This is a genomic window from Neorhizobium sp. DAR64872/K0K18 (assembly GCF_050500175.1).
Classification (GTDB): Bacteria; Pseudomonadota; Alphaproteobacteria; order Rhizobiales; family Rhizobiaceae; genus Neorhizobium; species Neorhizobium soli.
This window is the reverse complement of the sequence record NZ_CP191446.1, coordinates 659,475-675,262: the sequence shown is the minus strand read 5'-3', so window position 1 is coordinate 675,262 and position 15,788 is coordinate 659,475. Positions and strand designations below refer to the sequence as shown.

Here is a 15,788-nt window from a genome sequence, read left to right as displayed (position 1 = left end):
TCAGGCCCCCGTCTTGGCGGCCGCGACGGCAGCCTTGATGTCATCGCCGCTTGCCTTGCCGCCGATCATGAGATCGACGATGGCGGATGCGGTCTCTTCGGCGATCTGGCCGACTTCAGCAAAAGCCTTGTCCTTGATCTCGCCGATGCGGGTTTCTGCTGCACTGAGCTTTGCGGCCAGTTCGGCTTCGATGGCGCTACGGTCGGCAGCGGCCTTGGTCTTGGCGGCTTCGCGGGCCGCTTCGGCAATGCCGTGCGACTTGGCGCGGGCGGCGGCCAGTTCCTTTTCATAGGTCTCGACGGCAGCATCGGCTTCCGCCTTGGCGCGGCCGGCTTCCTCGAGATCCTTGGCGATACGATCGTGACGATCCTCGATGATTCCGCCAACGCGCGGAACGATCACCTTCTTCATGAGAAGGTAGAAGAGACCGAACGTGATGACGAGCCAGAGAAGCTGCGACGCGAAATGGGATGAGTCGAGCGGCGGAAACGCGCCACTGTGCTCAGTGTCGTGGGCGACACCGGTTTCGGTATGCACTTCGCCAGCCGGAGCAGCATGCGGTTCGGCCGCCGGTGCGGCGCCCGGTGCTGCAGGCGTTTCAGGAGCGGCCGGCGCGGTCTGCGCATATGCCGAAGTCACGAACATCATCACCTCCGGGTGAATTCCAAATGCGAAGGATCACGGTGCGCTTTGAAACGACCGTGATCCGAAGTCCAGGTCTGGTATTAGACCACGAACAGGAGAAGGAGAGCTACGAGCAGCGAAAAGATGCCCAGAGCTTCCGTAACGGCGAAACCGAATACCAGACGGCCGAACTGGCTGTCAGCGGCAGACGGGTTGCGCAGGGCGCCCGACAGGTAGCTGCCGAAGATGTTGCCGAGGCCGAGGGCCGTGCCGGCCATGCCAAAGCAAGCCAGACCTGCGCCGATGAACTTTGCTGCTTCCGCTTCCATGATGAACTCCTTGAATGGGTTTGCGGCTGATGACTGACGCCTCAGGACGCCAATTTGGTAGTTATTCTTAGTGCCCGCCGGGATGGACCGCGTCGTTCAGGTACATGCATGTGAGTACCGCGAAGACATAGGCCTGGAGGAAGGCAACGAGGAATTCGAGACCGGTCAGGGCGACCGTCATGGCGAGCGGCAGGATGGCGCCGCCGATGCCGAGTGCGCCGAGTGCTCCAAGCGAGCTGACAAAGCCCGCGAACACTTTCAGCGTGATGTGGCCGGCCAGCATGTTCGCGAAAAGACGAACGGAGAGCGAGATCGGCCGGGACAGGAAGGAGATGACTTCGATGACAACGACCAGCGGCAGAAGCGCGCCGGGAACGCCGCTTGGCACGAACAGCTGAAGGAAGCCGAGGCCGTGCTTGTAGAAGCCGTAGACGATGACCGTGCCAACCACCAGAAGCGCAAGCGCAAAAGTGACGATGATCTGGCTGGTGACGGTAAAGAAGTACGGGAACATCCCGAGCAGGTTCGCGGTCAAGACGAACATGAACAGCGAGAAGACCAGCGGGAAGAACTTCATGCCATGGCTGCCGGCGCCTTCGCGCAGCATGTTGGCAATGAACTGGTAGGACATTTCGGCGACCGACTGCGCACGGCCCGGGATCAGGCTGCGGGCGGACGATGCGAAATACAGGAAGCCGGCTGCGCAGGCGACCGTAGCAGTCATGAACAGCGATGCATTGGTAAAGGATAGGTCGATACCGCCGATCTCGATCGGGACGATCTTGCTGATCTGGAACTGATGGATCGGATCGTTTGCCACCGCTTACCCTCTTTCATATGCCGCCATGCCGGCGGCTCAATTCGTGTTGCGAAACCGAGCCTGTTAGTGCCCTGCCCCGTCCCCGCTGCCTTTTTTCCGCAAGGGCGGCGGCTCGGCCACCTTGCCCACGGATCGAAGCACGTTCAGAACACCGGCGCAGAAACCAAGAAGGAGAAGAATGATCATCCCCCACGGCGACGTGCCGGCATAGTAATCCAGTCCATAGCCCAGAATGGCGCCGACTGCGACAGCCGAGATGAATTCGGAGGAAATCTTGAAGCCGAGGGCCATGCCCTTTCGACTTTCTTCAGATTGCGCTTCCCGCTTCGCCTCTACCGCGTCACCAGCCTTCCGATCCGCCAATTGTGCGGACAGACGCTTTCGGCGTTCTTCCAGACCATCCTCGCGGTTGTCCATCCTCACGTCCTCCCATCCGCCCTTGTTCGGAGCGGACCAACCGCAACAGCAGCCAGCGGGGTTTCGCGCCTTCCGGCCCGCTTCTAAGTCGCGCGCAACATAGTTTTGAGAGGACTTATAGTCAAGGCGGTGCCGGGCCTTGATTCAGGGGAAATTAACGCTTCGATTTCAAGCGGTTATCGCTGAATTCCCGGCAACATGGCAAAACCTTCGCGGGAATATTCACAGATCGGCCGGGTTTATCAGCTCCAACCACCACCATAGGTACGGTAAAACACGTGCAGACCGATGCGTCCGACCTTTTTCATGGTCTTTGCCCAGTTCGGACGGACATAGACCGCGTGGTAGTGAGTGGCCGAGCCGACTTCCGGCAACCAGATCTTGCCGGCGGTCACCGCCATCGCAACTTCCTGGGCTGTTTCGAAATGATCCGGCGCGCGGATTCGGTCTGGAATGTTGTCGCAGGCGAAGGAGAACTGGCAGCGGTTGCGCCAGTCTTCGTTCTGATAGACGACGTCGCAGATGCTTTTCGGATAGTGCGGATTGCGGACGCGGTTGAGAATGACCTGTGCGACCGCGGCTTGGCCACGCACTTCTTCCCCGCGCGCTTCAAAATAGATGCCGGCGGCCAGGCATTGCTGCTGCTTGGGCGAAAACGATTCTTCCGGCAGCGCTGTTGCTGCCCAGGCGTGGTCTTCCGGGCCGATCGGCGGAATGAAGCGGCCGGTTTCTGGCTTTGCGCCCAGGATCGCATCGAAGGGCGACTTGCGCGAGAAGTCGGGCTTGGCCGGTGCATAGGCGGTTGCCAGCACATCGGCCTTTTCGTTGGTGATGAGATCGGCGAGCATCGAAGGAAGACCGGGCTCCTTTACCTCGTCCTTGCGGAAATAGAATTCGGCGAGCTCGACCGGCTGGTCGTCGGCTTCGGCTTTGACGAAGGCGGTCATTTCATCGCTGGCATCCACAGGCGTGGTCAACGAGCTGGAACGCTCGAGGATCGACCCGGCCGAAAAGGCCTTCGGCGGCTGCATCTGTTCCACGGCTACGATCCGGCTCTTCTTTTCCGCGCGGTTGACGCGGTCTTCGTCCGGCGTGTCCTCACCTGACTTCTCGCTGCCGGTGAATGCAACGCGGCGACCGTCGGGCAGCGTCATGCCGGCATCGCCGCCGAGCACGGAACCGCCACCCGGAAAGGCAAGCGATGCGTTATGAATAGAACCGGCCGGCGAGTTGGTCATGACCATGCGCCACTGGTCGCGGCCGCGATCGATGCCGGAGAGGAGATCGGTGAGATCGCCTTGTGCGGGAACGGCTGGAAGCACCAGCCAGGCAGCAAGTCCGAGGACGCCAGGCGCCAGCCAGATATCGCGGCGCGACAGGGCGCGGTGCAAAAGAGACTTCGTCCGAGCCGCCGGCATGGCCACTTTAGAGGACTTTCGACGCTGTACGGTCTTCGAACGCAAAACCGGCTACTCCACAAGGCAGGTCAACCAGGGACCTCAATGACTGATCGATGGGTCAAACATCAATCATTAACCTTGATGAGCAGTTAACGCTTATAGACAGAATCCCTTGCAACGCTGGGATTTGGGCATTTTCACTTAAACGTCAGAGGCTCGTGTCCGAAATGCCACGCGGGTTTTGGGCGACCTCTCCGTCACCCTTCCCGTCAGATGATGACGTGCGAACCCAGTTCGACGACGCGGTTGGCCGGCAGGTGGAAATAGTCGGACGGGTCGGTTGCGGCGTTGGCGAGCGCGATAAACAGCCGGTCCTGCCACATGGGCATGCCGGAGGCTGCGTCCGGTACCAGCTTGCGTCGGCCGAGATAAAACGACGTCGACATGATATCGAACTTGAAGCCGGTCTTTCTCAAATAGGCAAGGGACTGCGAGACATTGTGCGATTGCATGAAGCCGAAGCGCAGCTCGATCACCGTGAACCGATCCGACAGCTTCTCGACCCGGTAGCGATCCTCGATCGAGACGCGCGGCTTGTTGACCGTGATGATGGTCAGGATGACGTTCTTCGCATGCAGGACGTGATTGTGCTTGATGTTATGCAGCAAAGCCGCGGGTGCCGTCTGCGGATCGCCGGTCAGGAAGATGGCGACGCCTGGCACGGACACCGGAGCATGATCGCTTTTCTTTTCCACCATGGGAATAAAGGTCTGCAGCGGCACATCGATGCGGCGGGTCTTTTCAAACAGGATCGCAGCACCCCGCTTCCAGGTCCACATGACGACGGTAAAGCCGATCGCCATCATGACCGGCACCCAGCCGCCATCATGGATCTTCAAGAGATTGGCGCCCAGGAAAACGAATTCGAGCAGCAGAAGCGGCGCGAGCACAAGGGTTGCCAGCACACGCGGCCAGCGCCATCTCAGCCGAACGAACTCGAACGCCATCAGCGTCGTCACCACCATGGCGCCGGTCACCGAGATGCCGTAGGCGGTGGCCAGAGCATCGGAGCTCTCGAAACCAAGAACTAGCGCGATGACGCCGACCAGAAGCAGCGTGTTGACGCCCGGCAGGAAGATCTGGCCGGTATTGGTTTCCGAGGTGAACAGGATCTGCATGCGTGGCAGATAGCCGAGATGGATCGCCTGGCGCACCAGCGAGAAGGCGCCGGTAATGACAGCCTGGCTTGCGATGATGGTGGCGCAGGTGGCGAGAATGATCACCGGAACGAGCGCCCATTGCGGGAACATCAGATAGAACGGATCGCTCATCGCTTCGGGATGGCTCAGCACCATGGCGCCCTGACCGAGATAATTCAGCGTCAGCGCCGGAAATACCAACACGAACCAAGCCCACTGGATGGGACGGCGACCAAAATGGCCGAGATCTGCATAAAGCGCTTCCGCACCTGTCACCGTCAGGAAGACGGCGCCGAGAACGACGACGCCGGCGAAGCCTTCTTCGCTCATGAACTGGAAGGCATGCAATGGATTGAAAGCGGCCAGAATGCTGAGGTCGTCGAAAATATGCACCAGGCCGATGCCGCCCATCACGAGAAACCAGACGGCGGTGATCGGTCCGAAGAACTTCGCCACCATGCCGGTGCCCTTCGACTGGATGGCAAACAGCGCAACCAGGATGGCAATCGAAATCGGCAGAACGGCGCTTTCGAAATGCGGTGATACGTATTTCAGGCCTTCCACCGCCGACAGGACCGACAGCGCCGGCGTGATCATCGCATCGCCCAGAAACAGCGCGGCGCCGATCAGACCGAGCAGCATCAGGACAGCCCGATGGCCGCACGCTCCTTTGGTCATGAGCGCCAGAAGCGACAGCGTGCCACCCTCGCCATCGTTATCGGCACGCAGCAGAAACAGAACGTATTTGAAGGTGACGATGATGGTCAGCGTCCAGATCATCAGCGAGATGAGGCTGATGATCTCCATCTGCGTGACGCCGTCATGGGCGACGGGCTTCAACGCCTCGCGAAAGGCATAGAGCGGGCTGGTGCCGATATCGCCATAGACGACACCGACAGAGCCGAGCGCAAGCGCGAACAGCCCATGTCCTTTGGTTTTCTCGGCGGCACTATGTTCTGCTGGGTGGCCCATTCGGCATCTGGCGTTCGAGCCAGCCTTTCAACGGAAAAATGCGGATACTTCGCTCCGCCCGCGAAGAGCAAGGAAGCGCCCTCCGGCGGGAGGCGCCTATAAAGACAGCAATTGCACAAGGCAAGGGCTGCAACTGCATGCTTTCACTCTCGCCGCAGACGTCTAGCGGCGATGTTTAACAATTTCGAAACGAAAAGAGAGGCGATTTCAGAGTATTGACCGCCACTGACCGTGTATTCCTGCCCGGGAGACCGTCCAAACTCGAATAGGTTCTATTCGAAAACGATGGCAGGCGCCTTGCGCAGCGGCTTGCCCTTAATCTCTGCCCAGGCCTTGGATGCGATCTCCCGATAAACGGCGGCGGATGCACTGTCCGGGTCGGAAACGACGACCGGCGTGCCCGCGTCGGAGCGTTCGCGGATGTCCATCGTCAAAGGGATTTCGCCGAGAAAGGGAACGCCGATGCGCTCGGCTTCCGACTTTGCGCCACCATGGCCGAAGATGTCGTAGCGGGTGCCCGTATCGGGAGCAAGGAAGTAGCTCATGTTCTCGATGATGCCGAGGATGGGTATCTCGACCTTGCCGAACATGGCGATGGCCTTGCGGGCGTCGATCAGGGCGAGATCCTGCGGGGTCGAGACGATCACGGCACCGGCGAGTGGCACCTGCTGGGCGAGCGTGAGCTGCACGTCGCCAGTTCCAGGCGGCATGTCGATCACGAGAATATCGAGCTCGCCCCAGCCGACTTCGCGCAGCATCTGCAGCAGTGCCGACTGGATCATCGGGCCGCGCCAGATCATCGCGGTGCCCTCCTCGACCAGAAAGCCGATCGACATCGCCTTCAGACCATAGTTCTGCATCGGGGCGATCTTCCGGTCTTCAAGCTGCTGCGGCTTGCCGGAGATGTTGAGGAGACGCGGGATGGACGGGCCGTAGATGTCAGCATCGAGAATGCCGACCTTGAGACCGTTGGCCTGGAAACCCAGCGCCAGATTGACTGCTGTCGTCGATTTGCCGACGCCGCCCTTGCCGGACGCCACCGCGATGATGGCACCCACGCCCGGAACGCCGGCTTTCGGTGCGGGCTGTCTCGGCCCGGGTGTGGCGGGGGGGTGCGGATGCGCGTGACCGGCGGCAGGCGCTTGCGGCTTTGGCGGAGGTGCCGTCTTGGCAGGTGCCGTTCCAGCTCTGCGATCGGCCGTCAGCGTAACCAGCGCGCCGTTGACGCCCTGCATCGCGGCGACCGTCCGTTCGGCGGCCATGCGCAGCGGCTCGAGTTCGGTTGCGCGATCGGCCGGCACCGTAATCGAGAAATAGACCTTCTTGTCGGAGATAAAGACGTCGGAGACCATTCCGCGAGAGACGATATCACCCTCGAGGTCGGGTCCGCGAACCTTCGCGAGAACCGCCAGAACCTGTTCCTTGGTGACGTCCGACATTGCCTGCTCCTGATAGCGATCTCGACACAAACTGCCCGCGCCGGATCCAAGGCTTATATAGGAAGTGTCACCGGTCTCGAGCAAGACGCTTCGTTGAAACGCCCCACGTCAGAAAAAAGAAAGCCGCTACCCGGATGGCAGCTAGACGGCGCCCCGGATAGCGGCTTGTTTTTATCGCGCCTCTTGGGACGCTTTCAGCCCCCTCTGGACCTGCCTGTAAACAAGCACGAACCATGCCAGACCGTAATGCGGATGTTTACGTAGTCGAAACAGGGTGTTAGGGACAGGCAACTGGAGAGCGTTGGGAATTTGCCCAGTGAACGATCAATTGACCGCGTAGAAAACAGAGGCGTTGATCAAATAATGATCGCCGGCATCGTTACTTGATGATGCCGGATCTCAACGCCTTGGCAACCGCCTGGGTGCGGTTGACGGTGTCGAGCTTGCGGGCCGTGCGGTTGAGATAATGGTTTACGGTGTGCTCGGAGAGTCCAAGGATTTCGGCAATTTCCGCGCTGGTCTTACCCGCAGCCGTCCAGTTCAGGCAATCGACTTCGCGTTCGGTCAGGACATCGTTGGTCTTGACGTCGAGGCTGCGGATCTGCGCCAGCTGTTCATAGACGTGAACCGAGAGATAATGCAGTTCCATCATCTGCTGCTGGTCAAATGTCTTGCCCGTACCGCCGAAGCAAACGGCGCCGCGATTGCCGAGCCGGTCATGGACGGGGAAACAGGCGCCGCGCTGGATGCCGAACCCGGAAAAGATCTGCGTGACCTCGTCGCTCGAATTGATCACGCCGCGATCGCTCGAGAGATCGAAGACGAAGGGCGTCGTGAACTTGCGCAGATGTGCAAGGCCGGAGCTGGTCTGCATCAGACCGCTTTTGTCGAACTGCGACATCAGCTCCGCCGGCCAATTGGTAACGACGGTATTTTCGGACAGTTCGCGAGACGTGATCGACGGAAGGTTGAGAACCATGAAGGTGCGACAGTTATAATACTGCGTCACTCGCTTCAGGAACCGGATGACATCGAACTGGGTCTGCAGGGTGGCGATTTCGGCGACACTGCCGTCGAGAAAGGACATCTCTTCGGCTTTTTCGGTCTTAGACATATACTGCTTCTTGCTCCGACCAGACCTTACGCACGCAAACGTCACCACGTGATGGTGATAGGTTCTCGCATTTGCGAATCTTGTCGCATGGTTTCAGGAATTTGTCAGGGAAAATCTGATGACGCGGCTAGCCATCGCGGCGGTTCGCGTTAATTCTGCAACGAACAGAAGCTTCTGCGGAGGATGCCCGTGACCACAGCCGATTTTGTCTCTCACCCGTTCCAGGGTAGCGTATTGTCCTCGACGCCTTGTGAACTTGGCGAAGGAGCCAGCTTCGATGCGGATACCGGGACGATCTGGTGGTTCAGCATTCTCGAAAAGCAGCTTCGCTCGCTCGACATCAACACCGGCAAAGAATCTGTGCAGATCCTCCCCATAATGGGGAGCGTTCTCGTGCCGGTCGACGCCGAGCGGCAGCTGATCGCCTCCGATCAAGGGCTCTTCATACGGGATCGCGCCACCGGCGAACTGACCCTGCACTGCGACCTCGAGAAGGACAAGCCGGACAACCGCTCCAACGACGGCCGGCTGCACCCTTCCGGCGCGCTGTGGATCGGCACGATGGGGCGCACCGCTGCGGAAGGCGCGGGTGCGATCTATCATGTCGTGGGCGGCAAGGTCACGACGCTGTTTGACAAGATGAGCATTCCGAATGCGATCTGCTTTTCGCCGGACGGAAGCACCGGCTATTATGTCGACACGCGCATCAACCACCTCATGCGTGTCGACCTTGATCCATTGACCGGGCTCCCGACGTCAAAACCCACCCTCTTCATCGATGGCAACGGCAGCCCCGGCGGAATGGATGGCGCGATCTGCGATCAGGACGGCACGATCTGGAACGCCCGCTGGGGTGAAGGTGCGGTCGACCATTATGGTCTGGACGGTGTCCTTCTCGCGCGTTTCGAAGTGCCCGCCAAGAGAACGACCTGCCCTGTCGTGATCGGAAATGGGCGCTTGGCTGTTACATCAGCCTGGGAGGGAATGGACCAGGACGCCCGAACCTCCGATCCGCTGGCGGGAGCGTTGTTCGAACTCGCCGTTCCAGTCACGCTTGGTCGGGAACCCCGATACTCGGCCTGACTTTAAGGATCTATATTTTCGCTGATGAGGCCCCAAACCCGCCAAGTGCTGAAACGTTCCGCAGTTTCTGCCTAATAAAACGGCATGGAAATGCGGAACCAAACCGGCGTTTCGGCCATTTCCCTACCGAAGCCAAGCAGAACGAATGCGTCCTTCTTGGTCGAGACGGCCCTTCAATCCGAGAAGCCGTCCTTCATGACGAATTAGATGGAAAAGGTAGGAACACGATGAAAAAGACTCTCAGCACGATCGCCGCAGCAGCCGTTCTCATGGCGTCCACCACACTTGCACCGGCTTTTGCCCAGACGGCACAGCCTGCTCCGGCGACACCGGCAGCACCTTCGGCACCGGCCGATACCACGACAACGACTCCGGCTGCACCAGCAGGTGGCATGGCTGCCACTGCAGACGGCAACTACCTGACCGAACAGGCGACCACCCAGGTCAGCGCCAACGATTATATCGGCAAGTCGATCTACAATTCGGCTAACGAAAGCATCGGTGACGTCAACGACCTCCTGTTTGAAGAAAACGGCGGACTCGTTGCAGCAGTTGTCGGCGTCGGCGGCTTCCTCGGCATCGGCGAAAAGGATGTAGCCCTTCCGATCAGCAAGCTGACGCTCACCCGCGACGCACAGAACAACAACGAAGTGCGTCTTTCGACCACCGAAACGGCCGAAGCGCTGAAGTCTGCTCCAGAGTTCAAGACACTGGACGACAAGCAGGCAGCATCCGACACATCGACCACGTCGTCCACGATGAACCCGGCTCCGGGCACCCCGGCAGCACCGGCTGAAAATGGCGCCACAACTCCGTCGACGGCTCCTAAGAACTAATCTTAGGGACCTTGAACGGGCTACACGCCACGTGACAGACGATTGAATGGAAGAGGCGGCATTGATAATGCCGCCTTTTTCGTGCGCGGTTTACAAAAGCGAGCAGTATCGCAGCGCATCGTAGATTGCTGCATGGACATTGCGGCTTGCCACAGCGTCGCCGATCCTCACGAGATCGAAAGCGGCATTAGGGTTCTTCGGCAGCAGCGGTGCTTTTCTGTTAATCAGCATCGCGTAATCCACGGCGCCAAGATTGCGCGAGAGCGGCTTCAGCTCGAAATAGAGATCCGCGTTCGCGGCCGTGCCATGCTCGACCACGACCTGTGCGACACGCCTTTCCTCGACCACATCCCTTGCGTAATCGGATCCGAGGCTTGCCACCAATGCATTGCCGTCACGCCGCACCGACTTCAACCGCGTGTTGATCGTCACGCGGACACCCTTCTCGGCAAAAATCCGTGCGTAGGGGACATGGTTCATGCCCCCAATCTCAGGTGCGAAGAAGCGTTCGGGGGAGACAAGCTCGAGATCCGCGCCTGATGTGGCGATGACTTCGGCGGCACTCATACCCGGATGGCCGCCATTGTCATCGAACAGCAGAACCGGGCCTGCGGGTTTGGCAGATCCGGCGAGAATATCCCAGCTGGAGGTCAGAAGCTCTTCGCCCGCCTCAAGTTGCGGCGACTGCGGTATGCCGCCGGTCGCGACGACGACGAGATCTGGCTCGAGTTCGAGGACATCGTCGGCGCCGGCAAACACGTCGTAGCGGATCTCGACACCCAACCGCTCAAGCTCCGCCAGCCGCCAGTCGATGATGCCGATCATTTCGCGGCGGCGCGGATTGCGAACCAGAAGATTGATCTGACCACCCGCCTCTCCCGTTGCCTCGAGCACGGTGACTGCGTGGCCGCGCTCTGCCAGCACGCGGGCCGCCTCGAGCCCGGCAGGACCGGCACCGATCACGACGGCCCTTCGGACAGCTGCTGCCTTTTCGATCACATGCGGCAGCAAGGCTTCGCGCCCCGTCGCCGCATTGTGGATACAGAGAGCCTCTCCTCCCTCGTAGATGCGATCCAGACAGTAGGTCGCACCGACGCAGGGGCGAATGGTCGCCTCCTTGCCACTTGCTACCTTGTTCGCGATATGCGGATCGGCAATGTGGGCACGGGTCATGCCGACCATGTCGAGCTTGCCTTCGGCGACCGCATGCCGGGCCGTTGCAACATCGGCGATTCGGGCTGCATGAAAGACCGGGAATTTCGTCGCCTTCCTGACATCGCCGACAAAGTCGAGATGCGGCGAGGATCGCATGCCCTGGATCGGGATCACCTCGTTCAGGTCCGCATCGTGATCGATATGGCCGCGGATGACGTTCAGGAAGTCGATACCGCCAGATGCCACCAGCCGCCGGGAGATCTCGATCCCCTCTTCGCGGGAAAACCCCTTGTCCCAGTTCTCGTCGGCAACCAGGCGGATGCCGACGATGAAATCCGGACCGACGGATTTTCGCACCGCATCGATCACCATGGTCGAAAACCGCATGCGGTTTTCGAGCGACCCGCCGAACGCATCGTCGCGGTGGTTGGTGGCGGGCGACCAGAACTGGTCGATCAGGTGGCCGTAGGCTTCGATCTCGATGCCATCGAGACCCGCCGCCTGCATGCGGCTGGCGGCATCGGCATAGTCTGCAACGATGCGCTCGATATCCCAGTCCTCGATCTCCTTCGGGAAGGCGCGGTGGGCGGGTTCGCGAATGGGAGATGGCGCCAGCACAGGAAGCCAGGCGCCTTTGTTCCATCCGGTCCGGCGCCCGAGATGGGTGAGCTGGATCATCACCGCCGTGCCGTATTCATGACAGTCATCGGTGAGCTTCTTCAGCCACGGCACGATGTCGTCGCGATAGGCGTGCAGGTTGCCGAATGCGGGTGGACTGTCCTGCGAGACGATCGCGGAACCGGCGGTCATGGTGAGCGCGATGCCGCCCTTTGCCTTTTCGAGATGGTAGAGCCTGTAACGATCCTTCGGCATGCCGTCTTCGGAATAGGCCGGTTCGTGCGCCGTCGACATGAAGCGGTTCTTGAGGGTCAGATGCTTCAGCTGAAACGGCTGCAGAAGGGGATCGTTCGAAACGGACATGGGATCTCGCAATGCGGCTTGCAAAATCACATCATCGCGCAGCGGACAGCCCCGTGCGAGCATCAGACGCGGCGCGGACTGTCCACTCCGCGCCCTCTCCTCAACGGTGGTGGAGGCGGAAGATCAGTCCCGTTCGGGGGTCATGAAGTCGCGGTGATGGGTGCTCAGATACCGCAGCGTCGAGGCCGTATCGGCGGGTCTGCCGTGGTAATAGCCCTGCCCCATGGCACAGCCCAGCGATCGCAGCATTTCCGCTTCTTCCGGCTGCTCGATGCCCTCGGCGACCACTTCCAGTTCCAGACCGTCGCACATGGCGATGATCGCCCTGACGATGTGTCCAGAGGCACGGTCCGAGGTGATGCGGGAGACGAAGGCGCGATCGATCTTGACCTTGTCGAAGGTGAAGTCGCGCAGACGTCCGAGACTGGACTGACCGGTGCCGAAATCATCGAGCGAGATGCGCGCGCCTGCCTTGCGAAGATCCGTGATGATGCGCTCTGCCGTATCGGCCGAGGTCATCACGGCGGTTTCGGTGATCTCGAATTCCAGCCGATGCGGATCGAGCCCGACGCGGGCGAGCGTCGAAAGGATGCTTTCCGTGGTCGTCGGGTCCATCAGCTGGGCAGAGGACAGATTGAAGGACAGAAACAGATCCCGCGGCCAGGACAGCGCTGCCTCGGCTGCCTTGCGCAGCAGGGTTTCCGACAGCGCATCGATGAAACCGCGCTCTTCGGCAAGCGGCACGAAGACGGCGGGCGATACGAAACCGAGATCCTTGTCGTTCCATCTCGCGAGTGCCTCGAACCCGACGACCGATCCATCGTCCAGGCGCACGATAGGCTGGAAATGGACATCCACGGCATCGCTGATGATCGCATGGCGCAGCGCCTGTTCAAGCTGCGTCGCGCGCATCATCTCCTGCGCGATTTCCTGGGAATAGACCGTGATCTGGCCGCGACCGCGGCGTTTGGACCGGTAAAGCGCGGTTTCGGCGCTCTTCAGCAGTTCCTCGAAATGCTCGCCGGCGAAGGGGTAGATGGCAAAGCCGAAGGACGCCGAGAGACGCACATTGCGATCCCCCAGATCATAGGGTGCGGAAAGAACATCCCGGATCATCTGGCCGATCCGTTCGGCACCGGTGCGCTCGAAGACGAGCGGCAGCACGAAGGCAAACTCGTCGCCGTCGTGACGGGTGACCGTTGCGCCATCCGGAATGCAGGCCTTGAGGCGATGCGCCACCTGGCAGAGGATCTCGTCGCCCGCTTCCATACCGAACAGGTCGTTGATCGGCTTGAAACCATCGAGATTGGCAATGCAAACAGTAAACGGGGCGGGATCGGCTGCACGCTCTGCGGCGAGAAGGTGAACCTTGTCGCGCATACGGTGTCGGTTTCCAAGACCCGTAAGCGGGTCGCTATAAGCCTTGGCCTGCAGCTCATGCTGACGGAGCTGCGGCAACGGGTTTTCCGCCAACGTCATAAGTTTATCCGCTTGCACCACATTTGATAGGCGACGATGCGGGACAAAGCTTAACATTTCATAGCGGAACCGTAGCGTTTCGGGATAGCCGTCCGCGCTTCCGATCCATGCTCAAGACAGCATCTGCTGCGAACCGGCAACGACGAGAAATTTCGCGAACAGGGTTTCCAGCACATCGGGACTGATCGGCTTCAGGATCACGTCGTCCATTCCCGATGCAAAGCATTCCTCGCGGTCGCGGTCGAATGCCTGGGCGAGGACGCCGACGATCGGTGTCGACGCCTGCCCTTCTTCCTCGAGCGTGCGGATCGCCCGCGCTGCCTCGAAGCCGTTCAGGGTCGGCAGAGTGACATCCATCAGCACCAGCGAGGGACGAAGCTCGTGCCACATCCTGACCACCTCTTCTCCATCGACCGCAATCGCATAGCGGTACCCGAGGCTTTCGAGGATCTGCGAGAACACGATCTGGTTCACCTCGTTATCTTCAGCAACAAGGATATCGACGCAGGGCTGAGGGTCATCGGGCAGGATCTGCCAGTTGTCTTCTTCGTCCTGTTCGACAGGTCCACGCAACTTGGTCAGTTCGCGGCTGAGGGTGGGAACGAGATGCTCTTCGAGAGCCGCAGCATCGAAGGCCACGACCTGTTTGTCGTAATTTGAGCCGATGGCGCGGCAGGCGAACGCCAGATCGCGATCCGCGACGATGAGATCGACCCTGACCGCGGCGTTGGACACGAGTTCGAGGCAAAGCGCCAGTTCGTGTTCATCAACGACCGAGGATGCCTCGACCTGAAAATCCGCAAGGATCGCCTTCGCGGTTCCGGTGAAAAGCGGGTCGCTTGAAACGATCAGGATCTGGCTTCCGGCGATATCGGGATCCGCGCCCTGCAAAGCGTCGCGCATCTTGGTCTTGCGATGCAGCTTGGCGGAAAACAGATTGGGGTCGTCGAATAAGCGGATAAAGCCACGCCCGTCCTCTTCCACCTCTACCATCCGGGAAATGTCCTGCATGGCGGTGACGAGATAGTACCGGCCGGGTTTGCCGATCCGGTACTTGTTGGCGACGATCACCATCTGCGAGCCATCCGGACGCGTCAGACGCTCCGGGAGCTGGATCTCCTCGCCGTCTTCCACCACCCGGCGGTTGATACCGTCGAGCCGCTGGGCCAAGGCCGGAGCATGGATGTCGGTCCCCGTGCAGCCGAGCAGCGCTTCGGCCGGGAGATCATGAAACCGGCAGGCAGCCTTGTTGACGGCGACGAAGGCGAGATTGGTGTCCTTGACCATGACCGGGAACGGCAGGTTGTCGAGGATATCCTCGGTCAACTGCACACGCTCCATGTCGGCGCGCCACTGCTCTTCGCGCTTGCGCTGTTCGGAAACGTCCCGGAGGATGCAGACGCCGTAGCCCGACGGCAGCCGCCGTTTGGCAAGACTGATCCAGCGATCGGCACCACGGCGCATCAGCGCCTCGTGCCGCTCCTTCCAGAGCGCGGCAATATTGTCGGAAATCCAGTCGTCGCGGCTGAGCAATCGTTTTGTGCCGCCGGTCTCGGACATGAACCGTCCGCCGCCGTCATAGATGGCACCAAGGAGATCGCGCAGCCGTGTACCGGGTGCAAGGACGCTGTCAGGAATGCCGAGAAGGATGGTCAGTTGTTGACCGGCAAAGATCAACAGGTCGTTCTTGTCGTAGACGACAAGGCCGCCTGAGTGCCCACCCGAGATCGCCTCGGAAATCACTTCCATCATCGCAGTCTGAATGTCCGCGTCCGCCGACGCCAAATCATTCATGTGACAAAACCCCCTGTGTGTTCACAGACTCGGCCAATCGCCGGCACCATGCGGTGCAATCCGTCTCAATTAATCAAGTCGGGTAAGACACATGCTGGCTTCAAGTCCTCGAACAAAGGGCCGATCCTCGTGTACGGGTGCCCAGC

Annotated in this window: 13 protein-coding genes; 2 read left to right on the top strand and 11 right to left on the bottom strand. The window is 60.3% G+C overall.

The window, feature by feature from the left end; all coding sequences use genetic code 11:
- The 8 genes from ACQY1P_RS08605 to ACQY1P_RS08570 form a co-directional block, all read right to left on the bottom strand.
- Window positions 1-645: a F0F1 ATP synthase subunit B gene (locus ACQY1P_RS08605; protein WP_371816117.1), complete on the bottom strand. Its 645-nt coding sequence runs from the start codon at window positions 643-645 to the stop codon at window positions 1-3.
- Between the two features lie 80 nt (window positions 646-725).
- Complete coding sequence (locus ACQY1P_RS08600; RefSeq protein WP_037087706.1) at window positions 726-953, bottom strand: F0F1 ATP synthase subunit C; 228 nt, start codon at window positions 951-953, stop codon at window positions 726-728.
- A gap of 67 nt (window positions 954-1,020) precedes the next feature.
- Window positions 1,021-1,773, bottom strand: a complete 753-nt coding sequence (locus tag ACQY1P_RS08595) for a F0F1 ATP synthase subunit A (protein ID WP_062453688.1) — start codon at window positions 1,771-1,773, stop codon at window positions 1,021-1,023.
- A 63-nt stretch (window positions 1,774-1,836) separates the two neighbouring features.
- Window positions 1,837-2,190, bottom strand: coding sequence for an AtpZ/AtpI family protein (locus ACQY1P_RS08590; RefSeq protein WP_062579350.1), 354 nt, complete (start codon window positions 2,188-2,190; stop codon window positions 1,837-1,839).
- Window positions 2,191-2,432: 242 nt separating this feature from the next.
- Complete coding sequence (locus ACQY1P_RS08585) at window positions 2,433-3,608, bottom strand: cell wall hydrolase (protein WP_430256090.1); 1,176 nt, start codon at window positions 3,606-3,608, stop codon at window positions 2,433-2,435.
- Window positions 3,609-3,859: 251 nt separating this feature from the next.
- Complete coding sequence (locus ACQY1P_RS08580; RefSeq protein WP_174195716.1) at window positions 3,860-5,761, bottom strand: potassium transporter Kup; 1,902 nt, start codon at window positions 5,759-5,761, stop codon at window positions 3,860-3,862.
- Between the two features lie 272 nt (window positions 5,762-6,033).
- Complete coding sequence (locus ACQY1P_RS08575; protein WP_113109564.1) at window positions 6,034-7,200, bottom strand: Mrp/NBP35 family ATP-binding protein; 1,167 nt, start codon at window positions 7,198-7,200, stop codon at window positions 6,034-6,036.
- A gap of 379 nt (window positions 7,201-7,579) precedes the next feature.
- On the bottom strand, window positions 7,580-8,314 hold the full coding sequence (locus tag ACQY1P_RS08570) for a helix-turn-helix transcriptional regulator (RefSeq protein WP_062453693.1): 735 nt from the start codon (window positions 8,312-8,314) through the stop codon (window positions 7,580-7,582).
- Between the two features lie 189 nt (window positions 8,315-8,503).
- On the opposite strand from ACQY1P_RS08570, the gene ACQY1P_RS08565 reads away from it, so the two are divergent.
- Window positions 8,504-9,397 carry an SMP-30/gluconolactonase/LRE family protein gene (locus ACQY1P_RS08565; RefSeq protein WP_430256088.1) on the top strand — a complete coding sequence of 298 codons (894 nt, stop codon included), beginning with the start codon at window positions 8,504-8,506 and terminating at the stop codon, window positions 9,395-9,397.
- 227 nt (window positions 9,398-9,624) lie between these two features.
- Complete coding sequence (locus tag ACQY1P_RS08560; RefSeq protein ID WP_184654001.1) at window positions 9,625-10,233, top strand: PRC-barrel domain-containing protein; 609 nt, start codon at window positions 9,625-9,627, stop codon at window positions 10,231-10,233.
- A 90-nt stretch (window positions 10,234-10,323) separates the two neighbouring features.
- On the opposite strand, the gene ACQY1P_RS08555 is transcribed toward ACQY1P_RS08560, so the two are convergent.
- The 3 genes from ACQY1P_RS08555 to ACQY1P_RS08545 all read right to left on the bottom strand — a co-directional run bounded on the left by ACQY1P_RS08555 (window position 10,324) and on the right by ACQY1P_RS08545 (window position 15,642).
- Complete coding sequence (locus ACQY1P_RS08555; protein ID WP_430256086.1) at window positions 10,324-12,369, bottom strand: FAD-dependent oxidoreductase; 2,046 nt, start codon at window positions 12,367-12,369, stop codon at window positions 10,324-10,326.
- 123 nt (window positions 12,370-12,492) lie between these two features.
- Window positions 12,493-13,848, bottom strand: coding sequence for a putative bifunctional diguanylate cyclase/phosphodiesterase (locus tag ACQY1P_RS08550; RefSeq protein ID WP_062579341.1), 1,356 nt, complete (start codon window positions 13,846-13,848; stop codon window positions 12,493-12,495).
- A 111-nt stretch (window positions 13,849-13,959) separates the two neighbouring features.
- A complete protein-coding gene (locus tag ACQY1P_RS08545; RefSeq protein WP_430256084.1) occupies window positions 13,960-15,642 on the bottom strand; it encodes a response regulator in 1,683 nt (560 codons plus the stop codon).
- Window positions 15,643-15,788 lie beyond the last annotated feature (146 nt).